At 56.8% G+C, this 25,048-nt stretch carries 20 protein-coding genes and 1 tRNA gene; 7 read left to right on the top strand and 14 right to left on the bottom strand.

What is annotated here, in order from left to right; translation table 11 throughout:
- Positions 1-43: 43 nt before the first annotated feature.
- Both hspQ and phhA read left to right on the top strand, forming a co-directional pair.
- Positions 44-376, top strand: coding sequence for a heat shock protein HspQ (hspQ, locus tag PbB2_RS03785; protein ID WP_108983981.1), 333 nt, complete (start codon positions 44-46; stop codon positions 374-376).
- Positions 377-403: 27 nt separating this feature from the next.
- Complete coding sequence (phhA, locus tag PbB2_RS03780) at positions 404-1,279, top strand: phenylalanine 4-monooxygenase (RefSeq protein ID WP_108983980.1); 876 nt, start codon at positions 404-406, stop codon at positions 1,277-1,279.
- A 176-nt stretch (positions 1,280-1,455) separates the two neighbouring features.
- Here the strand turns inward: phhA and PbB2_RS03775 are convergent, their stop codons facing one another.
- Positions 1,456-2,607 carry an OmpA family protein gene (locus PbB2_RS03775; RefSeq protein WP_108983979.1) on the bottom strand — a complete coding sequence of 384 codons (1,152 nt, stop codon included), beginning with the start codon at positions 2,605-2,607 and terminating at the stop codon, positions 1,456-1,458.
- Between the two features lie 260 nt (positions 2,608-2,867).
- Positions 2,868-2,943, bottom strand: a tRNA-Lys gene (locus PbB2_RS03770).
- A gap of 339 nt (positions 2,944-3,282) precedes the next feature.
- On the opposite strand from PbB2_RS03770, the gene PbB2_RS03765 reads away from it, so the two are divergent.
- Positions 3,283-3,795 carry a hypothetical protein gene (locus tag PbB2_RS03765; RefSeq protein WP_133245702.1) on the top strand — a complete coding sequence of 171 codons (513 nt, stop codon included), beginning with the start codon at positions 3,283-3,285 and terminating at the stop codon, positions 3,793-3,795.
- A gap of 4 nt (positions 3,796-3,799) precedes the next feature.
- Here PbB2_RS03765 and tgt read toward each other — a convergent pair whose 3' ends face one another.
- The 7 genes from tgt to gyrA all read right to left on the bottom strand — a co-directional run bounded on the left by tgt (position 3,800) and on the right by gyrA (position 11,892).
- Positions 3,800-4,924, bottom strand: a complete 1,125-nt coding sequence (gene tgt / locus PbB2_RS03760; RefSeq protein WP_108983977.1) for a tRNA guanosine(34) transglycosylase Tgt — start codon at positions 4,922-4,924, stop codon at positions 3,800-3,802.
- A 13-nt stretch (positions 4,925-4,937) separates the two neighbouring features.
- Positions 4,938-6,002 (bottom strand): tRNA preQ1(34) S-adenosylmethionine ribosyltransferase-isomerase QueA, encoded by a 1,065-nt coding sequence (queA, locus tag PbB2_RS03755; RefSeq protein ID WP_108983976.1) that lies wholly within the window; start codon positions 6,000-6,002, stop codon positions 4,938-4,940.
- A 19-nt stretch (positions 6,003-6,021) separates the two neighbouring features.
- Positions 6,022-6,816, bottom strand: coding sequence for a hypothetical protein (locus PbB2_RS03750; protein ID WP_238164839.1), 795 nt, complete (start codon positions 6,814-6,816; stop codon positions 6,022-6,024).
- Positions 6,813-7,283, bottom strand: coding sequence for a peptidylprolyl isomerase (locus tag PbB2_RS03745; RefSeq protein ID WP_108984278.1), 471 nt, complete (start codon positions 7,281-7,283; stop codon positions 6,813-6,815). Before PbB2_RS03745 ends, PbB2_RS03750 begins: the two co-directional genes overlap by 4 nt.
- A gap of 80 nt (positions 7,284-7,363) precedes the next feature.
- Complete coding sequence (locus tag PbB2_RS16205) at positions 7,364-8,614, bottom strand: peptidylprolyl isomerase (RefSeq protein ID WP_238164838.1); 1,251 nt, start codon at positions 8,612-8,614, stop codon at positions 7,364-7,366.
- Positions 8,611-9,096: a pantetheine-phosphate adenylyltransferase gene (coaD, locus tag PbB2_RS03735; protein ID WP_108983975.1), complete on the bottom strand. Its 486-nt coding sequence runs from the start codon at positions 9,094-9,096 to the stop codon at positions 8,611-8,613. The genes PbB2_RS16205 and coaD overlap by 4 nt, the downstream gene beginning before the upstream one ends.
- A gap of 33 nt (positions 9,097-9,129) precedes the next feature.
- Positions 9,130-11,892, bottom strand: a complete 2,763-nt coding sequence (gyrA, locus tag PbB2_RS03730) for a DNA gyrase subunit A (protein WP_108983974.1) — start codon at positions 11,890-11,892, stop codon at positions 9,130-9,132.
- Positions 11,893-12,087: 195 nt separating this feature from the next.
- On the opposite strand from gyrA, the gene PbB2_RS03725 reads away from it, so the two are divergent.
- Positions 12,088-13,134 carry a hypothetical protein gene (locus tag PbB2_RS03725; RefSeq protein WP_108983973.1) on the top strand — a complete coding sequence of 349 codons (1,047 nt, stop codon included), beginning with the start codon at positions 12,088-12,090 and terminating at the stop codon, positions 13,132-13,134.
- Between the two features lie 69 nt (positions 13,135-13,203).
- Here the strand turns inward: PbB2_RS03725 and PbB2_RS03720 are convergent, their stop codons facing one another.
- The 5 genes from PbB2_RS03720 to PbB2_RS03700 all read right to left on the bottom strand — a co-directional run bounded on the left by PbB2_RS03720 (position 13,204) and on the right by PbB2_RS03700 (position 21,914).
- Positions 13,204-15,552: a transketolase gene (locus PbB2_RS03720; RefSeq protein WP_238164837.1), complete on the bottom strand. Its 2,349-nt coding sequence runs from the start codon at positions 15,550-15,552 to the stop codon at positions 13,204-13,206.
- Between the two features lie 146 nt (positions 15,553-15,698).
- The gene (locus PbB2_RS03715; RefSeq protein WP_108983972.1) at positions 15,699-18,836 is read right to left on the bottom strand and encodes an efflux RND transporter permease subunit; all 3,138 of its coding nucleotides are present in this window, start codon (positions 18,834-18,836) and stop codon (positions 15,699-15,701) included.
- A complete protein-coding gene (locus PbB2_RS03710) occupies positions 18,836-20,245 on the bottom strand; it encodes an efflux RND transporter periplasmic adaptor subunit (protein WP_108983971.1) in 1,410 nt (469 codons plus the stop codon). Before PbB2_RS03710 ends, PbB2_RS03715 begins: the two co-directional genes overlap by 1 nt.
- A gap of 203 nt (positions 20,246-20,448) precedes the next feature.
- Positions 20,449-21,204 (bottom strand): hypothetical protein, encoded by a 756-nt coding sequence (locus tag PbB2_RS03705; RefSeq protein ID WP_133245701.1) that lies wholly within the window; start codon positions 21,202-21,204, stop codon positions 20,449-20,451.
- The gene (locus PbB2_RS03700; RefSeq protein WP_108984275.1) at positions 21,150-21,914 is read right to left on the bottom strand and encodes a class II aldolase/adducin family protein; all 765 of its coding nucleotides are present in this window, start codon (positions 21,912-21,914) and stop codon (positions 21,150-21,152) included. Before PbB2_RS03700 ends, PbB2_RS03705 begins: the two co-directional genes overlap by 55 nt.
- A gap of 223 nt (positions 21,915-22,137) precedes the next feature.
- Here PbB2_RS03700 and PbB2_RS03695 point away from each other — a divergent pair, with 223 nt between their 5' ends.
- The 3 genes from PbB2_RS03695 to PbB2_RS03685 all read left to right on the top strand — a co-directional run bounded on the left by PbB2_RS03695 (position 22,138) and on the right by PbB2_RS03685 (position 24,937).
- Positions 22,138-23,226: a DUF2336 domain-containing protein gene (locus PbB2_RS03695; protein ID WP_192576145.1), complete on the top strand. Its 1,089-nt coding sequence runs from the start codon at positions 22,138-22,140 to the stop codon at positions 23,224-23,226.
- A gap of 71 nt (positions 23,227-23,297) precedes the next feature.
- A complete protein-coding gene (locus tag PbB2_RS03690) occupies positions 23,298-24,080 on the top strand; it encodes an NAD kinase (protein ID WP_108983968.1) in 783 nt (260 codons plus the stop codon).
- 365 nt (positions 24,081-24,445) lie between these two features.
- Positions 24,446-24,937 (top strand): Hpt domain-containing protein, encoded by a 492-nt coding sequence (locus PbB2_RS03685; protein WP_108983967.1) that lies wholly within the window; start codon positions 24,446-24,448, stop codon positions 24,935-24,937.
- Positions 24,938-25,048 lie beyond the last annotated feature (111 nt).

The raw sequence follows: 25,048 nt of genomic DNA, 5'->3' as shown, positions 1-25,048 counted from the left end.
CCTTCATGCATAACTCTTGGAATCAGGAAAGGAGCGTCCTCTCATGCTGAACCAGACTGCGAAGTTTAAGATTGGAGAGATCGTGCGCCATCGGCTCTTTCCATTCCGTGGCGTCATTTACGATGTCGATCCCCAATTCGCCAATACAGAAGAATGGTGGCAAGCCATCCCGGAAAATCTGCGTCCGCGCAAGGATCAGCCATTTTATCATCTCTTGGCTGAAAACGACGAAACCCATTATGTTGCCTATGTGTCAGAGCAAAATCTTCTGCCGGACACCTCGGGCGAACCTGTGGAACACCCGACGGTTGCTGAACTTTTCACCGATTTCGACGGTCGGGCCTATGTACGCAAACCAGGCCTGAAACTGAACTAGAGCCAAAATTCAAGGCGGGGTCAGCACATGAACACGCAGGACATGCATGCCAAACCCCCGCCACAGGCGGCTGCGGACTGGACCATTGACCAGAATTGGGCCGTCTATCAGGCCGAGGAGCACGCTCGTTGGACCCGCCTGCACGAACGGCAGATGCAAATCCTGCCCGGCCGGGCATGTGACGCCTTCTTGGCAGGGCTGGAGGCTTTGGATTTGCATGGTGAGGGCATTCCCGACTTTAGGCACTTGAATAGGCAGCTTGAAGCCATATCAGGCTGGACCATCGTGGCTGTGCCCGGTCTCATTCCTGACATTGTGTTTTTCGAGCATTTGGCCAATCGGCGTTTTCCAGCCGGCAATTTCATTCGGTCAGAAGCTGAGTTCGACTATATCGAAGCCCCAGATGTGTTCCATGATGTGTTCGGCCACGTCCCCCTGCTAACCAATCCGGTGTTTGCCGATTATATGCAGGCCTATGGCAAGGGCGGCCTGCGGGCATTGAGCTTCAACAGCCTTGATGCCTTGGCCAGGCTCTATTGGTATACAGTTGAATTTGGTCTGATCAGCACAGCTGACGGTCCGCGAATCTATGGTGCCGGCATTTTGTCGTCACCGGCTGAGAGCAGCTATTGTTTGCAATCACCCTCACCCAATCGGCTGCGTTTTGAATTGCGCAGGGTTATGCAAACCCGTTATCGGATTGATGATTTTCAGGAAACCTATTTCGAAATTTCTGATTTCCAAGACCTGTTTGACGCAACGGCACAAGACTTTGCGCCGATTTATCACGCTCTAGAAGCCGCCCCAAGTCATGCACCCGGAGACATTCTGGAGTCTGATGACATTCTTCAACGTGGCGATCATAGCTATCGGGCTGGCAGTCACCTGCCCTCCAGCGCGTAAACCTCAACCTCGCTGCTCGGTCAGACCGGCAAGGCTGCCCGCAACCCTTGAGCCGAAACCCTTGATCCGAAACCCTTGGGCTGCAAGTCGAGTTTTCCGACCAATTGCGATACCACGCACGAAAAAGGCCCGGCACTGCTGCCGGGCCTTCGCCATTCTAGATCGAACCAAACACCTTATTGGAAGGTGAAGGTCACCTCTGCACGACGGTTCAAGGGTTCCTTGACGCCATCTGCAGTTGGCTTGGCTGGCTTGGATTCGCCGAAGGCCTCACCAGTCATCAGATCGCCTGGGACGCCACGGGCCACAAGTGCCTCACGGACCGCAACCACGCGCTTTTGCGACAGTTCGATATTGTACTGTGGGCTACCCGACAAGTCGGTGTGGCCTTGGATCAGAGCGGTGCGGTAGTTGCAGCTCTGAGACGACAATTCCGACACCGCGTTATCCAACACGCTGGTCGCTTCTGCGGTCAGGAACGACTTGTTGTGCTCGAAATACACCACGAGCGACCGGCCATCACACACGGGTGGTGGGGGTGGCGGAGGAGGAGGTGGTGGAGGTGGAGCTGGCGGAGCTGCGAAAGAATAACGCAGACCCAGACCCAACCCGCCAATCCCTGGCAGACCGCTGGTACCCGACCCTGCACCCAAGGTCAGAGGAGACGTGGTTGAACCACCAAAACTGTTCGAACGAACCCGGCCCGTGCCGGCGAAGGACAGATCTGCCACGTTCACATAAGTGTAGGTGATGTCAGCATTCAAACGATCGCTGAGCTTCAAGCCCAAACCTGCGATCAGCTGCCAAGCAAACCCGGTGTCGCTGTCATTGATCGACACAGACGAGGCGCGGCTCAGAGCCAGCAATGGGCTCGACGCATTGGCTTGATCGAACGAACCAGCAAGCAGATCAACGCGGGCCAAACCGACACCGGCACCCACGAATGGGTTGATGTTGCCATCACGGTTGAAGTCATACAGGCCATTGACCATCGCGGTCCACACGCCGATGTTGCCGACGGTCGAACCATTGCCGCTGTTCTTAAAGCCAGCGTTGCCTTTTGCGAGGGCGGCTTCAACCCGGAAGCCATTATCGAAGCCATAGCCAAGAGCGATATTGCCGCCCCAGCCACCATCACCCTTGGCAGGCTTGCCAATCATGTATGGAGACTGGCCGACGCCCGACGGATTCACAGGCGCATCAATATCAACGCTGCCACCGATGCTATAGCCAGTGCCTGCGCTGCCATACCAACCATCAGCCGATGCGATGGCAGGCGCTGCTGCCAATGCGAGCACCGCAGAGGCGCAAAGCCAATTTCTCTTCATGGGTCTATTTCCCTCATATATCGTAACGTCCGGTTGGACGCTCCTGAGTCGTATTAAACGATGAAATCGAGAGGTCAACCACTTGCTAAACAGTTAGTCATGATCAGTTCTGCAATTTTGCGTGTAAATCGCCACAGTGTTGCAGCAAGGACGCAATGCTGTTCTGGGTTGCCGGGTTGCGAGCCAAGTCAATGTTCTAGCACGGATCTGCAAAGACGCCCGATCAACACGAAATCTTGGACCATCATGATACGGAAGGATGGTGAGCCCGCCGGGGTTCGAACCCGGGACCTACTGATTAAAAGTCAGTTGCTCTACCGGCTGAGCTACAGGCTCCCAATCTGGGAATGCCGCGATTCCGCGGTCCGGTTTGGAGCGGCGCTGATACGCACACACCTGCGCACAGTCAATGCCCCTCAATGATTCAATCGCGGAGCGCTCAGCGATCAAGACTGCCGGACCTCTAACCTGCCCTCGCCGCGAAAGTGTGTGGGTTCCTATTTGACAGGCCATGTCTTCAAGACTTGACCGATCCTGCCAAGACAAGGCAAGTCACACCAAGGGGCGACCGTAACCTTGACGAACTTGAGTGGACTTAGAACCATGATCACCTCGCCACCTCGCACACAATGCACCCCATCTCTTGGACGCCGCTCCACAAAGCTGGCGTGGATCATGTTCACGGCTGTTTTGGCAATTACTGGCTGCGCCAGCTCATCAACCCATAGCCAAGCTGACAAACAAGGTTCGGTGCGGGGGCAAGCTAATGATGATTTGAGGTCAACGGCCTCGGATGTGGCAGTCCAACCCTTGCGTGATGTCGGCATGGTTCGGCGCAAAATCCCGCCGGCGCTGGCGCGAATATCTGACCCCTATGCGATGCCGGCCGACACCTCATGCGCGTGGATAAATTACGAACTGCAGCAATTAAATGCTGTGCTTCCGGCGGACGTGGCCCCTGCCCCCGGCCATGATGATCGCAGTGTAACTGAACGGGGAACAGATGCGGCCAAGGATGGTGCCAGCGAAGCCGTTCGCGGAGTCGGTTCTATGCTGGTGCCGCAACGCGGCCTTGTTCGCATGCTAACCGGTGCCTCCAAAGCGGAACGGCGCTATGAAGAAGCAGAACAGCGCGGCATGGTTCGCCGCGCCTTTCTGCGCGGCCTTGCCCAATCCAAAAGCTGTTAACGCGCTAGTCGAGCGGGGCAAACCCCCAACGCTGGCGCAATCGAGCCCGAAGGTCCTGAAACTGTCCTTTGGCAATGGCCGCTCGCATGGCCGCCATAAGGTCCTGATAGAAGCCCAGATTATGCCACGACAATAGTGTCTGGCCGAGGATCTCTTCGGCCTTGAACAAATGGTGTAAATAGGCTTTTGATGGCCGACTGCTCGCCGGGCAGGTACTGGTTGGATCAATCGGATCTGGATCTTCGGCAAAACGTGCATTGCGAATGTTGATCGGCCCATCCCAAGTCCACGCCTGACCATGCCGTCCTGCGCGTGTGGGCAGGACGCAGTCAAACATATCCACGCCGCGGTGGACCGCTTCAACGAGGTCAATCGGCTTTCCCACGCCCATCAAATAGCGCGGCCGATCCATAGGTAGTTCAGGCACGGTGACATCAAGGGTTTGACACATGAGCTGGTGGCCCTCTCCAACCGCCAATCCCCCAATCGCATATCCATCAAAGCCGATCGATTTGAGGGCGTCGGCCGACCGCTTCCTCAAATCGGGGAACACAGAGCCTTGAACAATCCCAAAGAGTGCTTGTGTCGCGCGGGTCCCGCCGAAGGCGACCTTGGAACGCTCCCCCCAACGAGCAGACAATTCCAGACTGACAAGGGCTTCCTCATGGCTGGAGCCAAAGGTGGTGCATTCATCCAATTGCATGATGATGTCCGAGCCAATCAAATCGGCTTGCAATTCAATCGAGCGTTCGGGAGTCAACATGTGTCGAGACCCGTCGATATGGCTCCGGAACTCAACACCGGCTTCAGTCATTTTTCGCAAGCCGGCCAGCGACCAGACCTGAAATCCCCCTGAATCGGTCAAGATCGGCTTATCCCAACCCATGAAATGATGCAGCCCGCCCAAGCGGGCCAGCCGCTCGCCCCCAGGCCGCAGCATCAAATGGTAGGTGTTTCCCAACAAAATGTCCGCACCAGTCGATTTGACTTGGTCGATGCTCATCGCCTTCACAGTGGCAGCTGTGCCCACAGGCATAAAGGCAGGGGTCCGGATGTCTCCGCGCGGGGTCGACAGCACACCGGTCCGGGCATGGCCGTCGGTGGCGTGGCAGGTGAATGTAAAGCGCATGACAGATGTGGGCTCAGAAAGGATCGGCCTTCCACAGAAGGCTCGCGTCCCCATAAGAATAGAAGCGGTAGCGGCTCTCAATGGCATGACGATAGACGCTGCGCAAACCCTCCATGCCGATTAAAGCCCCAACAAGCATGAGAAGCGTCGATTTGGGCAAATGAAAATTGGTCATCAAGCCATCAACCACTTTGAACCGATAACCCGGTGTGATGAAGATTGCGGTGTCGCCGCTGCCAGCCTTGATGCGCCCATCGGACTGCCCGATGGTCTCCAACGTGCGTAAACTTGTTGTCCCTACAGCAATCACACGTCGCCCCTCGGCCTTCGCCCTCGCGATGGCCTGCGCGGTTTGCTGACTGACCTCATAATATTCAGAATGCATGACATGGTCTTCGATCTTGTCGACTTTGACGGGCAAAAACGTGCCTGCGCCGACATGTAAGGTGACCCAGTGCCGCTCAATGCCGGCGGCATCAAGGGCGGCCAGCAAGTCGGGTGTAAAATGCAGACCTGCGGTTGGCGTGGCGACTGAGCCTTCCGCCCGAGCATAGACGGTTTGATAATCCTCGGCATCTTGGTCATCAATGTCGCGCTTGCGGGCGATATAGGGCGGTAAGGGCATCGCCCCAACCCTGCCAATGGCTTGAGCAAGCGCATCTCCGGCAACAGAAAAGCGCAACGTCACTTCCCCGCCCTCTCCCAGATCAATCACCTCGGCGCGCAAGTCCTGAGCAAGATCGAGGACGTCGCCGATTGCCACCCGTTTAGCCGGCCGGGCAAACGCTTTCCAACTGGCCTCGTCCACACGTTGGTGCAGATTTAGATCAATCTGGACCGGTCCGCCGATCGGGCCACGCGGCGCACGCGTGGCTTTCAGCGATGCGGCAATGGTGCGCGTGTCGTTGAAGATCAGAACATCGCCTGCCCGCAGAAAACCGGGCAAAGCCGACACCACAGAATCCTCAATCATCTGACCGGGCTGGGACACCAAAAGGCGGGCCGAGTCACGCGGGACCGCTGGACGCAAAGCGATCAATTCCTCAGGCAAGTCAAAGTCGAATTCCGAAAGCAGCATGGCGTGGGTCCAAACAGGATTACAGAAGCGCCTCAATTGCGGCCACAAGCGCAGGCGGCAAGGGGCCAAGTTGACCCAATTCAGTCAAAATGGCTTGAGCGGCATGATCGGACTGCCCATAGCCCGCACATGCCGCGCGCAACCAAGATATCCGGTCGGGTGCCACCGCCTCAATCCGACGGGCAGGATTAAACGGATCTAAGCGCTGCCATGCCTCAACAGGCATAGCCGGTTGATCGGGTGATGGTGCCAATGCCTGGCGCGCCAGCAAGGTCAGATCCAGCGCGTGACCTTGGATCATCCGATGTGCGGCGAGGACTTCACCGCGGCGAAACCGGCCCAAACCAATCAACAGACAGGTCAGAGCTTCAAGGATGGCCCAATCAGGATCGGTCTTCTCGGCTGGTCGCAGCGGGGTAAATTGGGCGACATCCAGTCCTGGGCGCGCCCAGACGATGCGACCGGGTTCAAACCGAATATGCGGTAATTGTTCAGGACAAAATACCGCAAACTCGGCAAACAAGCCGTCCTCGAACAGGATTTTCGAGCCATCTGGCGTATTGGCAAACCCAAATACAATCGGGCAGACAGCCGCAAGCCAACCCAAATCATCCCGTAATTCTGCCACCGCCCAAGGTTCGGCAATCGCGAAGAAGTCAAGGTCTGAATAGGCATCCGCGCGCGCCACATCAGGGCCTAAAGACCCAAGTGCCAAAAGCGCCAGACCACCAGGATGTGCCGCAAGTGCCTGTCCGATCGCCGCCAGCCGGTCCAGCCTGTGCTGGACCGCCGGGTCGATCCCACCCGTCGTCATGCGACGTCAGCAGCGACTTTCATTGAGATAATCTTGCCGGGCTGGCGTGGAGGCTCCCCCTTAGGCAAAGCGTGGACAGCCTCCATCCCGGAAACGACCTTACCCCAGACGGTGTATTGGCGATCTAGAAAGGTGGCATCATCCAGACAGATGAAGAATTGGCTGTTGGCCGAATGCGGTGCATTCGTCCGCGCCATCGAGCACACGCCCTCTACATGAGGCTCTTCGTTGAATTCTGCGCGCAGGTCAGGCTTTTTAGAACCACCCATGCCCGAGCCATTCGGACACCCACCTTGGGCCATGAAACCGTCAATCACACGGTGAAAAATAATGCCGTCATAAAACCCTTCACGCGCCAATTCCTTGATACGCGCCACGTGGCCAGGGGCCAGATCGGGGCGCAATTCAATGGTGACTGAACCAGTGTTGAGTTCAAGAAGAAGGGTATTTTCGGGATCCAAGCTCATCATGCTCTCCATGTTGGCGAGCCCTCTACACCTTCCGACTGCCGGGGCATAGCCATTGATCTGCAGCGCAGGCTTAGGCTTTAGCGGGCCAGCCGAGCTTCAGGTGTCAGGTCACAATTGGAAAAGGCGGCCCCACGTTGTTCCAGCGTGGCTTTGAGCCGTGCTTGGAATGCGGGCCCATCGGTGCGCTGAACCATGATAACCGGACGGTCAGCCTCTGGAATATCCGCCAAAACGCGCACTTGAAGCATACGATCTGGGTCCACCACTGGCTCACCGACTTTGAAAGACCGGATCACATCAAGGCCAATCACCGCCCGCCCCCAGATCGTATAGCGCCGATCAAGTGTGGGATAGGCTGCCCGCATTAAGAAAAACTGGCTGTTGGCCGAGTCTTCCTCGCTGCTGCGGGCCATGCTGGCCACGCCTGGGCAATGATTACCCCATGCCGCAACCCGCTTATCCGACGTCCGCTCCATCAACGCATCAATCTGGGTGGTGACAGGTATCGTACCGATCCAGCCAATGCTGGCCCCGCCCCGGTCAACCGCACGGACAAAATTCGTGCCGGAACCGCGCCGGAAATTGAACTCAGCCTTCAGGTCAGGTTGATCTGAACCACCTGTCCCATCGCCCTTAGGGTCCCCGCCTTGGGCCATGAAGTCACTCACGACACGGTGGAATGACAGGCCATTATAAAAGCCTTGGCGGGTCAACATCTTCACGCGCGCGACATGACCTGGTGCCATTTCTGGGGCCAATTCCACGATGATGCGCCCCTTGGTCGTATCATACACCAAGGTGTTTTCAGGATTCAAAGCCCGCCAATCTTCAGGGGCAAAGCTTGCCCGTGATGGCACGGTGGGGGTGCTGACTGGGGCTTGGCTTGCTGGCGATGTCGTCCAATCCGCAACGCCACCGGCAGGCTTTGGTGCCGGCTTGGCTTGAGCGGATGCCGCCGGGTTGGCGGGTGCTGAAGCTGGTGCCGCAGCTTTTGGCGCGGGCCGTGCCGGAGGTGGAGCCGATGTTGCCGCTTTCGGTGCCGCTTTGGGAGCCGGCGTTACCGCGGCAGGAGCGGCCTTAGGCGCAGGCGCTTTCGGCGCTGGGGCCTTCGCCGCTGGCGCTGCCTTCTTAGCTGGCGCTTTTTTCGGTTGCGGGTTCTCCCCCATGGGAACCACTTTAAGCGCTGGAGCCGACGATTGTGCTTGTAGGGCAGTTGCGCCCAAAATCACGGCACCAAAGCACCCAAGCGCCAGAGCTCGCCGACCCAAATTTATCCGACCAATGCCAGTCAGCCCTTCAAAAACCGGGCCAAAACGGGTGTGTCTCACGGAAACTTCTCCTTCAAAGCTTGGACAACATTGGCGCTGACAAAAGGTGTCACGTCGCCGCCAAGACGGGCAATTTCTTTGACCAGGCGCGAGGCAATGGCTTGATGCTGGACATCGGCCATATAAAACACGGTCTCGATTTCCGGGTTCAGCTTCTGGTTCATCCCCACCATCTGGAATTCATATTCAAAATCCGAGACTGCCCGCAGACCGCGAACAATACACGAGGCACCAACCTGTTCGGCAAAGCTGATAAGAAGCCCCTCCATCGGGCGGACTTCGATCTCGCCATAGTGCGCAAATTGGGCGGTGTCCTTGACTACCATTGCCACACGTTCTTCCAACGTGAACAATGGGCCTTTGTCGCGATTGATCGCCACGCCAATAACCAATTTGTCGAACAACTTAATTGCCCGGCCAACCACATCCAGATGACCTAATGTGATCGGGTCGAACGTGCCAGGGTAAAGACCAACACGCATCCTCTTTCTCCCACGCGGTGCAGGACTGCCCCGTCAGTTATTGGCGCTGTCAGGCCCCATCTCGCTGGCACCAGCGTCTGCTTCAGGCTCCTCGCCTCCCACATCGGCCAAACGCTCAACTGAGACGACCCGCTCGCCTTCTGAGACGCGGATAATCATTACACCCTGTGTGGAACGACCAGCCCGTCGGATCTGATCTACACGGGTCCGAATCAATTGGCCACCATCTGTCACCATCATGATTTCGTCAGTTTCCTCGACGGGGAAAGCGGCAACCAGCTTGCCGCCGCGACGCGATAAGTCATGGGCGACAATGCCTTTGCCAGCTCGATTGGTAACCCGATACTCATAAGATGATGCCCGCTTGCCCAAACCTTCTTCGGCTACCGCAAGGACAAATTGCTCTCGCGCAGACAATTCTGCATAGCGTTCGGGCGACAATTGAGCGGGTCCGGCATCGCCCTCGGCCAATTCCTCAATCGGTTCAACATTGGCTGAGGCATCAACCTCCTCACCGCGAACTGAGCGGGATTGTTTGATATAGGTGGTGCGTTCCTCAGCCGTCACCTCGACGTGGCGCAGGATGGACATGGCGATGACTTCATCGCCCTCACCCAAACTAATGCCGCGCACGCCGGTGGAATCCCGGCCCTTAAACACGCGCACATCGGTGGCTTGGAAGCGGATGCATTGCCCCATTTTGGTGGTGAGCAACACATCATCTTGAGGTGAACAAATGGCCACATCGACGATCTGGTCATCGGCGTCATCAAACTTCATGGCAATCTTGCCACCGCGCGCCACACGCTGGAAGTCAGCCAGCGAATTGCGCCGCACATTGCCTTTACGTGTGGCAAACATCAGTTCCAGATTGCCCCAGCTGTCTTCATCCTCAGGCAGCGGCATGACAGTGGTGATCTTTTCATCCTTGTCGATCGGCAGGATATTGGCGATCGAGCGGCCCTTGGTTCGGGGGTCGCCTTGCGGCAAGCGCCAGACTTTTTCCCGATAGACCAGCCCTTTGGACGAGAAGAAGAGAATGGGCGCGTGGGTCGAGGCGACAAACAAGCGGACCACAAAGTCCTCATCCTTGGTCTCCATGCCCGACCGACCTCGCCCGCCACGGTTTTGCGTGCGATAAGTCGACAGCAAGGTGCGCTTAACATAGCCTGCGTGCGACACCGTCACCACCATGTCTTCGCGTTCGATGAAATCCTCATCTTCCAAATCAAGGTCAGCTTCAATGAAGCTGGACCGGCGCGGCACGGCATAGGTGTCGCGCACATGGGTGAGCTCGGTGCGGATAATGTCGATTACCCGCGCACGGGACCGCAAAATGTCCAGCAAATCGGCAATACGTGCAGCCAAGGAGCGAACCTCATTGGCCAATTCATCACGTCCAAGCCCTGTCAGACGCTGCAAGCGCAAGTCGAGGATGGCGCGCGCCTGATCCTCACTCATGCGAATGGTACCCGCCTCGGTCAAGACGGAGCGCGGATCGGCAATCAATTGAATGATCGGGGCCAGATCATGGGCTGGCCAATCCCGACTGGTCAGCGCTAGGCGGGCAGCTGCTGGATCGGGGGCCTCACGGATCAGGCGGACGACTTCGTCAATATTGGCCACAGCAATGGCCAGACCCACCAAATCATGGCCACGCTCGCGCGCCTTATTGAGGCGATGGCGCGTGCGTCGGGCAATAACTTCTTCGCGGAAATTCAAGAAGGTCTCAATCAGGCCGCGCAACGACAATTGCACCGGCCGTCCGCCAACCAAGGCGAGCATGTTGACGCCAAACGAGGTTTGCAGCTGGGAATAGCGATACAGCTGGTTCAACACGACTTCTGCTGAGGCATCGCGCTTAAGCTCGACCACGACGCGCATGCCGCGACGGTCGCTCTCATCTCGTAGCCCCGAAATCCCCTCGATGCGCTTTTCGCGCACCAATTCGGCAATCCGCTCAATCATGGCGGACTTATTCACCTGATAGGGAATTTCCGAGATGATGATGGCTTCGCGTTCGCCGCGTAGGGTCTCAACCGAGGTCTTGGCCCGCATAATGACCGAGCCCCGCCCGGTCAAAAGCCCATTGCGCGCCCCTGCCCGACCGACAATCTCGCCCCCGGTCGGGAAGTCAGGCCCAGGAACAATATCAAGGAGTTCCATATCCGAGATGGATGGATTTTCGAGAATTGCCAAAGTGGCATCGCAAATTTCGCCCAGATTGTGCGGGGGAATATTGGTTGCCATCCCCACAGCGATACCGCCAGCCCCATTGACCAATAGATTGGGATATTTGGCAGGCAGCACCACGGGCTCCCGCTCGGACCCGTCATAATTGTCCTGAAAATTGACGGTCGACTCATCAATATCATCAAGCAGCGCCATCGCGACTTTGGCGAGCTTGCTTTCGGTGTAACGCATGGCGGCGGGAGGATCACCGTCGATCGAGCCGAAATTACCCTGGCCATCAATGAGCGGCAGGGCCATGGAAAAGTCCTGCGCCATCCGCACCATTGCATCATAGATCGCGCTATCGCCATGGGGGTGATATTTACCCATCACGTCGCCGACAATACGCGATGACTTCACATGTTTTTTGTCCGGCGTGTAGCCACCTTCGCCCATCGCATAGAGAATGCGCCGATGCACCGGCTTGAGGCCGTCTCGCGCATCTGGCAGCGCCCGGGCGACAATGACGCTCATCGCATAGTCGAGATAGGAGGATTTAAGTTCATTCTCGATCGAGACCGGGGTGATGCCCTTGGTGTCGACCACCCCGTCCTGCGGACCCATGCCAGGGTGGTTAGGTTCGTTCGGATCAAGGCCGTCAGTATCTGGTGTATCGGTCAAGGGGAAGCCCGTCTGTTAGCTGATTATGGGGGGTACGATTCGGACCCAAACTGGAATTCGCACTCTAGCATCCAGCACCGATTAGGTCCAAACTTCCTGCATGCAATTGCGGCCATTTGATGCTAGGACACTGCCGTGATGGCACCTAAGGCACAACCCCCTTCAAACCAGAGCGGTGAGCCGTCCTTGCCCGCCTTCCCATTGCGGGGTCCAGGCTGGAAAAACAAGGCATTCAACATCGCCATAATCGCCATTATTGCCGGCTGCATCGGCACAGTGGTCACCATTTTGGTTCCCAAACCAGCCTTTGAAGGCCGCCTTGTGGCTGAGTTGGGAGATGTGCGTGTCTTTGCTTTGTCCATCAGCCCTTTTGAAGAAGAATTGGCGGTCTGGCGCGGTCGAGGCCGTCTGCCTGCTTTGCCAGCCGACCCCAACCTCCCTGTTCAGCAGTTTGACATGTCGTCAAACAACATCAATGCCTCTGGCACGCACCATGCCGATATTGTGGTGGATGGCTGGTCTGGCGGCTCGCATTGTTGCTTGACCCGGCTTGTGTTCGATGGGCCGACCGGAAAACTTTTGGGTCGCCTCAATCTGGGCGGCAGTGGCGCATCCCGCTTTGTGAAATTGGATCGCACAGGGCCCTATCCCTCAGCGTTTCTGGCTTATGATGATTTAACCCTAGATGGCCAAAATATCGAACAAGGCCAACCGCTTGCACAAGTTGTGCTGATTTTGAAGGATGGTCGCTTCGGTCTCTACCAAGAGGCGATGAAAGCCACCACTCCTGAAAGCCCCCCACCTTATCTTTTGCGTGAGGTCTTCACCCAAGCCCAATTGGAAATTGACGCGGCAACCGAAAATCACGCCTCAGGTCCACGCGGGGATTTGGCTCAAGAGCTTGCCCAAGCTGCCTTGGCGCGACGTACTGCAATGGCTTCGGTCGTGCTCGATCCTGATAGGCCCGAAAGCTTCGCTCCGGTCGCGGCCTTCTTGAACGACTATGTCTATAAGGGTCAGGCCGAAGCGGGTTTCGAGGCGGTGCGTCGCGCATTGTCGGCCCAAGAAAAGGCGCTGAACCCTGCTTTATCGTCCTATGCCGACCAATTGTCTCGCTCCCAATGGATTGAGGACTTGGATCGGCTAAATGACAATCGGCTAAAGCCGCTCATTGATGGCTTGTGAGATGGCTTGTGAAGGTGCCAATACCTGAAAATATCCCTCCTTTAGGGGTATTACCCAGTCGTAATCCCCCTAAAGCACCAAGTCCGCTGCGGCATCGAGGATCGCTTCACTGTCGAGCCGATAGGTGCGATAGAGGTCTGGCAAGTCCCCAGTCTGGCCAAATTCTTCCACACCCAGCGCCCGCACCCGCTGTCCACGTACCGAGCCCAACCAAGACAAGGTGGCAGGCGATCCATCCACCAAAGTGATCAGGCCTGCTTGCGGGCTCAAAGCGGACAATAATGTCTCCACGTGGCTGGTTTTGCCTGCTGCGCCAGTCCAGCGCGCCCGTCCGGCTTGTGTCCACCCGCGATGCAATAAATCAGGCGAGGTTACAGCCAGTACACCCAGATCGGGATAGTCCTCGCGCAAGGCCTCAAAGCCTGCCAAGGCCTCTGGTGCCAGCGCACCGGCATAAGCAATCGCCAGTCCCGACCCAGGTCCTGGCGGTACCAGCCAATAGGCTCCCTGTAAGGCGTGGCTCTGCCAATCGGCTTGAGATCGCGCAGGCTGTTCTAGCGAGCGGGTCGACAAGCGGAAATAATGGCATCCGCCATTTGGCGCCTGCAGATCAACAAAGGCATGACGCATCAGAAGTGCCAATTCATCGGCAAAGGCGGGTTCCCAATGGGTGAGACCTGGCTGACCCATGCCGATGAGTGGCGTATTGATCGATTGGTGAGCCCCTCCTTCTGGTCCCAGTGTCAGCCCTGAAGGAGTTGAAACCACGATAAAGCGGGCATTCTGGTAAAGCGCATAATTAAGCGCATCGAGGCCACGGGCGATGAAGGGATCATAAAGCGTGCCGATTGGAAACAGGCGCTCGCCAAAATGCTCCCCTGCCAAGCCAAAGGCGGCCAGATTTAGAAAGAGATTATTCTCCGCAATCCCAAGTTCGATATGCTGGCCGCCCCCCGACCCGGTCCAGATTTGCGGACTGGCGATTTTAAGATCTTTAAAGACGTCCTTCATCGTGGTGCGCGAGAACAAGCCACGTCGGTTCACAAACCCGCCCAAATTGGTGGACACCGTCACATCTGGTGAGGTGGTGACAATGCGGGCAGCAAAATCGCTTTCGGTCTTGGCAATATCGGCCAATATTTTTCCAAAAGCGGCCTGAGTTGACTGACTCTGACCACTTGGAACATCAAATGAGGCCGGAATCTCAACGGAGGCTGGTTCAAACCGCCGTGGTCTCGGGTCTTGAAACGGTGCTTTGGCAATTAGTGCACGAACATCCTCAGCCATGTCTTGAGACAAACCTGAAAATGCATCCCACTCCTGCCCGGGTTTGATCCCCAATTGATCGCGCAACGACTCAATTTGAGTAGGCGTCATCAGGCCAGAATGATTATCCTTATGGCCCTGAAATGGCAGTCGCCAGCCTTTGACTGTGTAGGCGATGAATAATTTTGGCCGATCATTCTGGGCTGCCTGCTCAAACGCCTCAAGCAGTGTCTCCAGACAATGGCCACCCAATTGCGTCATGAGATTGGACAAGCCGATGTCGTCATAGGATGCAATCAATGCCTGACCATCCGCCGGTAAATCCTGCATCAAGCGCGCACGCCAAGCCGATGCCCCTTGATAGCTCAAGGCTGCATAAAGATCGTTCGGGCAGGATTCGATCCATGCCTGCAGTGCAGGCCCACCTGGGCGGGCAAAGGCCTCCAACTGACGCTTACCATATTTCAGGGTCAGAACGTCCCAGCCGACCGTCTCAAAGATATCGTCAAACCGGTCCCACATTCGTTCTGAGGTGGTGGCATCCAAGCTCTGGCGATTATAATCAACGATCCACCAGATGTTGCGCAAATCATGCTTGTAGGTTTCGATCAGGGCTTCATAAATATTGCCTTCGTCGAGTTCGGCATCCCCTAAAAGGGCAATCATCCGGCCCATGCGGTCCGCACCAATTCGTCCGCGCGCGGCCAGATAATCCTGCACAAGTGCTGCAAAAGCGGTGACGGCCACGCCCAACCCGACAGAGCCAGTGGAAAAATCCACATCATCCTTATCCTTGGTGCGGCTGGGATAGGACTGCGCCCCACCCAATCCCCGGAAGCGCTCAAGCTGATCGCGGGTCTGCCGACCGAACATATATTGGGCGGCATGGAATACTGGGCTTGCGTGAGGTTTAACCGCAACCCGGTCTTGAGGTCGCAACGCATGGAAATAGAGCGCCGTCATCAGGCTGGTCATCGAAGCGCAGGAGGCCTGATGCCCACCTACTTTGAGCCCGTCACGATTGGGTCGCACATGATTGGCGTGATGGATCGTCCACGAAGACAGCCATAAGAGGCGCTCTTCCAGCGTGGCAAGGGCAGAAAGTTCACGCGGGGTCAGCGGCATGGAGGCCGATTTGGAAATGGCGTTCATAACTCTATCCTAACCCGTGGGACACGCACCCACCAGTCCCTGTACCTGAATGTTGCGGCGCGGCGGTTGTCTGTGGCGTATCGATTGCTTGCAACAGACTGCCGCGCAATTCTCGGTGATTCAGCATTGCTTATGAGCATGAAACCCTAGTCGACACGTGCGGATTGAGCGGTTTCTGCCTCTTCCTCTTCAAATGCCTCAATGGCTTTGGCACGGGCCTCGGGGCTACCGGTGAAACGGGCCAACAACATATAAATTACCGGCACGACATAGAGTGTCAGGGCAGTTGCACACAGCACCCCAAACACAACAACCACGCCGATATTGGCACGCGCTTCACTGCCCGCCCCTTGCGAGAGCGCTAAAGGCAAAGCCCCGGCCACAGTGGCAACAGATGTCATCAGAATCGGGCGCAAGCGCAGATCGGCAGCCTCAGCAATGGCCTGTTTGATCGAACGTCCCTCATCGCGCAACTGATTGGCAAACTCCACAATCAAAATGCCATTCTTGGCCGCCAAAGCGACCAGAATGATCAAACCGATCTGGGAATAAATATTGAGGGTAAAGCCCGCCGCATAAAGCCCGAACAAACCACCAGCAATCGCCAGCGGCACGGTGATCATGATGGTGACGGGGTGAACGAAACTTTCAAATTGTGCCGACAAAGTCAAAAACACGATCAGGATTGCCAAAGCAAAAGCAAAGCCGATGGCAGAGCCAGCTTCTTTGAACTGCTGAGACTGGCCTGTGTAATCGATTTTCATGTCTGGCTTCATGGCGGCGGCAGCCTCTGTCTCCAACCATTTGACCGCTTCACCAATCGTATAGCCCTTATTGAGATTGGCGGTGACCGTCACGGCGCGCAGCTTGTTCACACGCGGCAAATCATCGACCCCGCCAAGATTGCGGGTGGTGACGAGATTGGACAAGGGCACCAACTCGCCAGATCGGTCGGATCGCACATAAATCCGGCCTAAGGCTTCCACATTCTGCCGCTCGCGCCGGTCCACTTGCAAAATGACGTCATATTCTTCCCCGTCAGCCGGATAAGTGCCGACCCGGCGCAGCCCGGTTGTTGCCTCCAAAGTCCGCCCGATTGCCTGAACTGACACGCCCAAGGCCGCAGCCCGCTCCCGATCGATGATAATCTCAATCTTGGGCGAAATGGGTTCGTAATTCATGCGGATGCGGGCAAAACCCTCATTCGACCGGCCCTTGGCGACGATTTTCTCCGCCACAGCTGCCAATTCCTGATAATCACTGCCACCTAAGACGATGGACACCCCATCCGAACCAGGCCCGCGCCCACCTGAGAATGCGTTTTGCATCGAGGCCCGAAATTGGGCACCTGGAATGGCCGACAATTTCCTATTGAGCTCGTCGACAATCTCATTGCCATCCCGCCGCGTGCCCCATTCGGACAGGAAGATACGGCCAATGCCCCGGTTCATACGATTGGTGCCTTGATCCTGAAAATTAGGGGCGATGACCAATGTGCGGGTTGCTTCACCGCTCGCGACATAGGTGGCAAATACAGGTTCGGTCTTGGCCACAATCTGGCGGGTATAGGCAAAGCCTGCACCCTCAGGTCCGCTGAAATTGACCGTGATATTGCCACGGTCTTCCAAGGGGATGAGCTCGCTGGGCAGCTTGGTTGCAAAAAAGCCCGCCGCCAACACGGCCACACCCATGACAGCAAAAGCGGTTTTCGGTGCCGAAAGACTGGCTTTGACGGAGGCTGCATAAGACGCACGTATCTTGTCGAATGAGGAGTCGATAAAGGCCGACAGCTTGTTGGCCTTATCGGCAGGCCGCAACAGAAGCGAGCCCATCATCGGGGTCAGGGTCAAAGCGACAAAGGCTGAAATCGTCACCGCCGAAGCGATGGTGACCGCCAATTCCACAAATAATCGGCCTACAAATCCGCCGGTAAACAAGAGTGGCGTAAAGACCGACACCAGAACCGCAGTCGTAGCGATCACGGCAAACGCCACCTGATTGGTGCCACGTTGGGCGGCAATCAAGGCAGGCTCGCCCAAATCTATACGACGCTGAATGTTTTCCAGCACCACGATAGAATCGTCCACCACCAGACCAATCGCCAACACCAAGGCGAGCAGCGTGATCAGATTGATCGAGAAGCCAAAAAGGCCCAGCACGCCAAAGGTCGCAATCAAGCACACTGGAATGGTCGCAGCCGGCAAGAGCGCTGCCCGGAAGGATCCCAGAAACAGAAAAATCACCAATACCACCAGAATGATGGCCTCGCCCATCGTGTGCCAGACCCCAGTAATTGCCCGCTCGATAAAGACCGTTGAGTCAAAGGCCACCACGATGGTTGTTCCCTTGGGCAAGGTCTTGGCGATCTGGTCATTCTGGGCCCGAATGGCACGGGCCACCTCAAGCGCATTGGCATTGGATTGTCGGACGATGCCAAGCCCCACTTGATTGACGCCATTGCCCCGAAAGATCCGGCGGTCATCTTCAGGTTCAACCGCGACCCGGGCGACATCTTCCAGCCGCGTGACCCTGCCATCGCCGCTGCGCCCAATCGGCATCCGACGGAACTCTTCTGCGGTACGATAGCCTCGTGCAATCCGCATCGTATAGTCGCGCTCTTGGCCTTCGATGGTCCCGGCGGGCAACTCAACATTCTGCGCCCGCAAAGCGGCATCAACATCATCAGGTGTGAGCCCACGAGCAGCCAGAGCCTCTGTATCCAGCCAGACACGCATGGATTGGCGCAATCCACCAAACACCCGGACCGTGGCGACCCCGTCAATCGCGCTTAAGCGGTCCACCAATGTCCGCTCGGCAAAGCTGGTCAATTGGGCCGTCGTCAGCGTGTCCGACGCCAGATTGAGGAACATGATCGGGTCAGAATCCGCATCCGATTTTTCGACTTGCGGGGGATCAACCCCAGGGGGCAAGCGGTTCTGGATACGGCTGACGGCTGCGCGCACATCATTGGCCGCTTCATCGAGATTGCGCGACAGTTTGAACTCAACCCGAATCGACGAGCGCCCGTCGCGGCTTGAGGCCTGAATCGAGGCCAAGCCTTCAATTCCGGTCAGTTGATCCTCAATGATCTGGGTTATGCGGCTTTCGACAATATCAGATGAGGCACCGCGATATTGTGTGGTGACCGACACAATCGGGGGATCCACGGCAGGCAATTCGCGCAAAGGCAAGGTGCGAAATGCAATCAGGCCAAAAGCAATCAACAGCAGGCTAGCCACTGTGGCCAGCACCGGACGCTTAACGGAGATATCGGCCAGAAACATCAGCCACCACGCCCATCTGGCCGGGCCGTCGCGGGCCCCGCCTTCCCATCCGGTGTCTTGCTGGACGGGGCGCCTTGCGGCTTGATCGGTTGACCATCACGCAAGCCAACCAAACCTTCCGTGATAACTTTTGCCCCGACAGGCAGGCCGGTCAGCACCTCGGCAAAACCATCTTTGCGCATCCCCACACTGATGGGGACACGTTTGGCCGTCATGCCATCCTTGTCTGAGCCATTGGCTATGAAGACGTACGTCGCATTGCCTTCTTCCAACAGCGCAACTTCGGGGACTGCTGGCATCTGACGGTCTGGTGTTAGGAGATCAACGCTGAGCAGCATGCCAGGACGCAACCGTCCTGCCGGGTTGGGAATATAAGCGCGCGCCCGGATGGTGCGCGATCGGGGATCCACTCGTGTATCCACAAACCGGACTGTCGCCTTATAGACTTCATCAGGATATGCGCTGGAGCGAATAACAACCTCGGTTCCCACCTGAACGGACGCCAGCCGATTTTCAGGCACGTCGAAATCGACTTTGATCTCTGAAATATCATCGAGAGTCGCCAAAGAATCGCCTGGCCGCGCCAATTGCCCCGGACTGACATTGCGCAGGCCGATGCGCCCGGAAAACGGCGCGCGGATAATGCGATCTGCCAAACGAGATTGGGCGGAATTACTTCGCTGGTCGACGCTGCGAGCCCGCCGCGTCAGCGCATTGGCGCGCACACGCTGGGTCTCAAGCCTTTGACCTGCACCTTCAGCACGTTCACGTGCCACCTGGAGCCTTGAATCGGCGGTCTGCAACTGCGCTTTGGCCGAATCAAGCCGAGCCTTGGAGGCAAATCCGCGCTCGGCCAAAGCGGCCACACGATCATAATTGAGCTTGGCCTCATTGCGATTGGCTTCAGCCTCAACAATACCGGCACGCGCGGCCTCAAGGTCACGACTGGCTGCATTGATCTCGTTCATCGCCGCACTGGCATCATCAAAGGCAGCGGCCACGTCACTGCGCGCACCACCCAAGTCTGCCGATTGTTCGGTCCGCGCCAGAATAATCAAGACCTCGCCGCGATTAACATACTGGCCGCTCTCAAAGCGGACTTCTTCAACCACGTCCTGAACTTTGGAGGTTACTGTAATGGATTCATTGGCCAAAGCATTGCCGGGAACCTGAACACGGTCAGAGAAAACCCGCACATCCGCAGTGCTCAAAGCCACCACAGCTGGACGGCCTCCCGCTTTGGCAGCCCCACCTTTGCCGGTCGCCGCAGCCGCAGGCGGACCACTTGCCCCCTTTGACTTGCCAAACAGGCCAACCTCTTTCAGCAAGACAAAGCCGAACATCAACAAAAAGGCAGCACCGGCGAGAGCAAAGAAAAAATGCCGCTTCAGATAATCACGCAACGCCATGGTTCTCCACGTTTTCGCATTTGGCTTGGATATAGGCTTTCACCACGCAACGTCCGGCTTCTCGTTCAGCATGACTTTGCCGAGACCCCATGCACCTTTGCAAGTCCACGGGCAAGTTTGTCGATGCACGTGACGGCTTCACGATCCAGCTGATCGCTTAGAAGTCATGCCGGGATAAGCCGAACAAGGCAATAAGAGCGCGATCAAAACGCGTGCCAGACACCGACAACAAAGCCCCGCTCTGCGCGGTTGTCAGGTGAAGACAAGGTTTGGCGCCAACCCAATTCAAGGCTCAAACGCTTGGATATGGGCCGCAAATAGCTGATTTGGGCCCGCAGAATCTCCTTGCTGCAACCATCACCATCGCCAAAGGCTTTCAGGATCACCTGACGGTCAGCCGCCAGTTTAATCCCGGCAGCCGCATCAAAACGGGTGCCTTGCCGCCCCCCATCACAGGTGCGGGTGGCAATCTCGCCATCAATCCATGTTTTTCGTGTGACATTGCGGCCAAAGCTGAGCCTTACTTCAGTACCCTGATCGCGCCGGTTAGCAAGTCTGGTTGAAGGGGTAGAGAAGGCCCCAATCTGGACGGAAATGGCCCGATCAGGACCGGACCAAATTTGCTTTCGTAAGCCGACCAAGACTTCATCGCTGGCCCAGTCGATACCAGCTGCACGGACGCCTCGACTGGCAGAGGGGGCCAGCACGGCCGCCCAACCATGGCCTAAACCATATTCGCCATAAAACTCGACCGACAGCCCGGGATCGCGGTCATCCACGCTGACCTGCACAGCATTGGCAATCAGGACACCGCGATCACGTTCAGGAACCCACGCCCCTGCCGCCACGGGCAGGGGTATGAGGGCGACACCTGAGGTCGCCAGCAGACAGCGCCCCAGCCGCCCTAGGTGTTGAAGCCGGGCGATTGGCGTGCGACCTTGCGAAGCAGGCCGGGCCACGCCAACATTCCACCCAATGCCTGCATAAATGCGGGTTTGGTTTGCTGACCAACCCGAGCTTCCATGGCATCATCGCAGGTCAGCAATTCGCCACCTGCCTGCGCCAGAACCTGCATTTTGCAGGCCCGTTCCAGATAAAACATGCGCATGAACGCCGATGCAGCCGATTCCCCAACTGTCAGCGTGCCATGGTTACGCAACAACATGAAGTTCTTGGTGCCAATGTCGGCCACCAAACGCTCGCGCTCATCAAGATCCAGCGCCACGCCTTCATAATCATGATAGGCCAAATCATGGGTGCAGGCCATTGCGGTTTGCGACACCGGCAGAAGGCCTCCCTTCTGGGCACTCACAGCAACACCCGCATCACTGTGACAATGGATGACGCACATGGCATCTTCGCGTGCCGCATGAATGGCTGAGTGAATGGTAAAGCCTGCGGGATTGATGAAGTAAGGTGTCGGCTCAATCACATTGCCATTGAGGTCTACTTTCACCAGCGATGACGCGGTAATTTCGTCAAACAGAAAGCCGTAGGGATTGATCAGAAAATGATGATCAGGCCCCGGCAAACGCAGCGAAATATGGGTGAAAATCATATCATCCCAGCCATAGAGCGCAATCAAACGATAAAGGGCAGCGCAATCGACGCGGGCGCGCCATTCAGCATCATCAACCCGTTCGCCATAGAGGTGCGCGACACTGGCCATCAGACCTGTCAATGCCGGGGCTGACCCCTCTGGCAAAGCCGTTCCGGTCTGCATGGCTGGGTTGGTGCTGGACGTGTTTGTATGTGCATTCATCCGGCTTTTCCTCCATAAACCCTGATCGTTACCCCATTGTGAGCGATAATCAAGTTACCCAACGTAACCGCAGCTTTTTAATCATGTCGTTTACGGGTTGGTAACGATGATAACGTTAACCCTTGGGGCGATGTCACATACAAACGCCCCTCATCCGCTGATTAAATTGGCAGAAAATGACTCTCGCGAGGCGCGCGAGGCCTTGGTTGCAGCGACGGCGGAACAATTTCTTGATAATGGTGAAGCCGCTTCATTAATGGAGCGCACGCTGTTCTCAGACATATTGGTCAAGCTCTATCAGTTTGCCCGCCAGGAAGTACGGCTTAAATTGTCGGCGACCTTGGCCATGGCCGATTGGGCACCGGTCGATCTGGTGCGCGAGCTAGCGCTTGATTCATTTGACATTGCGCAGCCGATCCTGAGTTTTTGCCCCATCCTCAATGACGATATCTTGGTCGAGGTGGTGCAAGCGTGTGGCTATGATCATCGTCAGGCCATTGCTGAACGGCCTTGCATCGGCGAGCGGGTATCGCACAGCCTGATTGAGACCGATGACAAAAAGGTACTGGCCACTTTGGCTGCCAATGTCACAGCACGGATCACATCTGCTGACTTTGAACGGGCGATGAACTCACTCTCAGACATGCCAGAATCGCTCAATTTGCTGGTTCAGCGCCATGACCTACCGCCCAGTTTGGTTGCTGCTGCCTTCGCGCTGGCCGGGGCGGAAGCTCGCGATATCATCGTCAGTCGCGTATCGCCAAAAATTGCTGACAGGCTGGTCACCATCGTTGCAGATACCAGCGCCGAAGCAGCCAGTTCGGCCGCTAAGACCGCCTTTAAACACCCATTGCCTGACCGTGTCGTCGACCAGGTACGCACCTCGGCCCGCAAGCTCGATATCAAGCCGACACCGGGCTTTTTGGTTGCCGCTCTGATGCGGGGCGAGCGCGATCAATTCGTGCGTGGTCTTGCCTATATTCTGGAATTGCCAACCGCCGGGGTCAGTCGCAAACTTGCCAATGCTGACACTGAAAGCATCGCACTGGCGGCACGGGCAGCCAATTTCGATTCCTCGATCGTGCGCACGATTTATGAAACCCTTGAGACGCGTGCGATTCCATGGACCATTGGCGATGATCGTACCGTCGCGCTGGTCTGGATGCGCTGCTCGCCTAATGCGGCCCGCACAGCATTTGCCAAAGGCATGTCCAACTAAAATATCGGTGGCAACTTAGGGCGGCTTTGTTCTAAGGGGGATGCTGATTAGTTTGAACCGGGTTGGGGTCCATGACAGCACCGCGTCGTCGCTTTGAACGTATTGCTTTTGTGGCCAGTGCCCGGCCCGAGGCGCGCGACGCCCTGATGCGGATGCGCCACCTCTATGGCTCCGTCAAAGAGAGCGAGGCGGATGTGATTGTCGCCTTGGGCGGGGATGGTTTGATGCTGGAAACCCTGCGTCGCCATATGGATGACGGGGTGCCAGTGTTTGGTCTCAATCAAGGCACCATCGGCTTTTTGATGAATGACTACCGTGAGACCGATTTGCTTGACCGGATCGCGGCGGCCAAGGCTTCTGTTATCCACCCTTTGCGCATGACCAGCGTACAGGTTGACGGCAGCGTGCATGAGCATGTGGCGATCAATGAAGTCTCGCTGTTGCGGCAGACACATCAAACCGCGCGTCTGCGGATTTTTGTTGATGAGGCCGAGCGCCTTAATGAAATCATTTGCGATGGTCTGTTGCTGGCAACCCCAGCAGGCAGCACGGCCTATAATCTATCAGCCCATGGGCCGATCCTGCCGTTGGGCTGTGGCCTGTTGGCTCTGACTCCGATCAGCGTGTTCCGGCCTCGGCGCTGGCGCGGGGCGCTGTTACGACGGGAATGTCAGGTGCGGTTTGAGGTGCTTGATGCCGATTTGCGACCTGTGGCTGCCTCGGCCGACAGTCAAGAAGTACGCCATGTCGCCAGCGTCAGCATCCGAGAGGATCGCGCACGCAGCATGGTCATGCTGTTTGACCCCGACCGCTCACTCGATGAACGCATGCTGGCTGAACAATTCGCGCAATAGGGTCGCCTCCACCGCTTCAATCCTTGCCACCAGAATGAAGCAACCAAGCAGGCGCTGTCTTTATGGTTGCCTGATTTGGCGGTCGGGCCGCCTCGATAGGTGATTGGTCAGGTTCATCAAAGCCTCCTATTTTCGGCTTGATGGTGTGACGCTCCAAGACCTGTAGATGTGCGCGCCAATCTTCAGGCGCGGGCTTATACCTTCCCACGATCACACGCTAAACTTCCAACTCACCAGAAGGCTAAAAATTACTCAAAAAGATCGCAAGAATACGGCCACATTAGCCTTGTTAAACCAACAGATATTCGCCCTTCACCTTCTATTAAAGGCAATTTGGTAACATGCGTCATCGTGGAGAATAACCAATGCCCAGCCAAGATGATCAAGTTGAATTCATTTCACCACCCAACCGCCTGAAGGCGAAATTGGGCAACCGGTTGGGCGGGTTCGACGCTGCGGCCATCGCACGGGCTGAGGCAGCCCTCGCCTCCATGTCTGACCAGTTTGCTGGCTGGCTGAACGATGAACTCACCAAGCTGGAAGCAGCCTATAGCGTGGTGAAGCAGGCTGGCTCTGGTGAACATGAACTGGAAGAATTCTACCGCCGCGCCCACGATCTTAAAGGCCTTGGCACCACTTATGGCTTTCCCATTGTGTCGCAATTTGCCGCGTCGCTGTGCAAACTGATCGACAGCCCAGAAGGGCGCGCCAAAGCCCCCCGCCAAATCCTTGATGCCCACGTCGGTGCCATCGTGGCCGCCGTGCGCCAGAACATCAAAGACAGTGAGCATCCAATCGGCCGCGCGCTCTTGACCGAGCTGCAGACCCAAGTGAACCGATACGCTGCGGGCGAATAATCGGCCTCCTACAAGTTATATAGCTCAGGCTTCAAACATGAAGGCCGCCCTTTCGGGGCGGCCTTTGCTGTATCATGATCATGTTGGCGCTCGCTTCCGCCTAAAAAGCCA

Origin of the sequence: Candidatus Phycosocius bacilliformis (assembly GCF_003112735.1) — a bacterium.
Lineage (GTDB): Bacteria > Pseudomonadota > Alphaproteobacteria > Caulobacterales > Aquidulcibacteraceae > Aquidulcibacter > Aquidulcibacter bacilliformis.
Note: the sequence above shows the minus strand (reverse complement) of the source record. Positions and strands in the feature narration are given on the sequence as shown.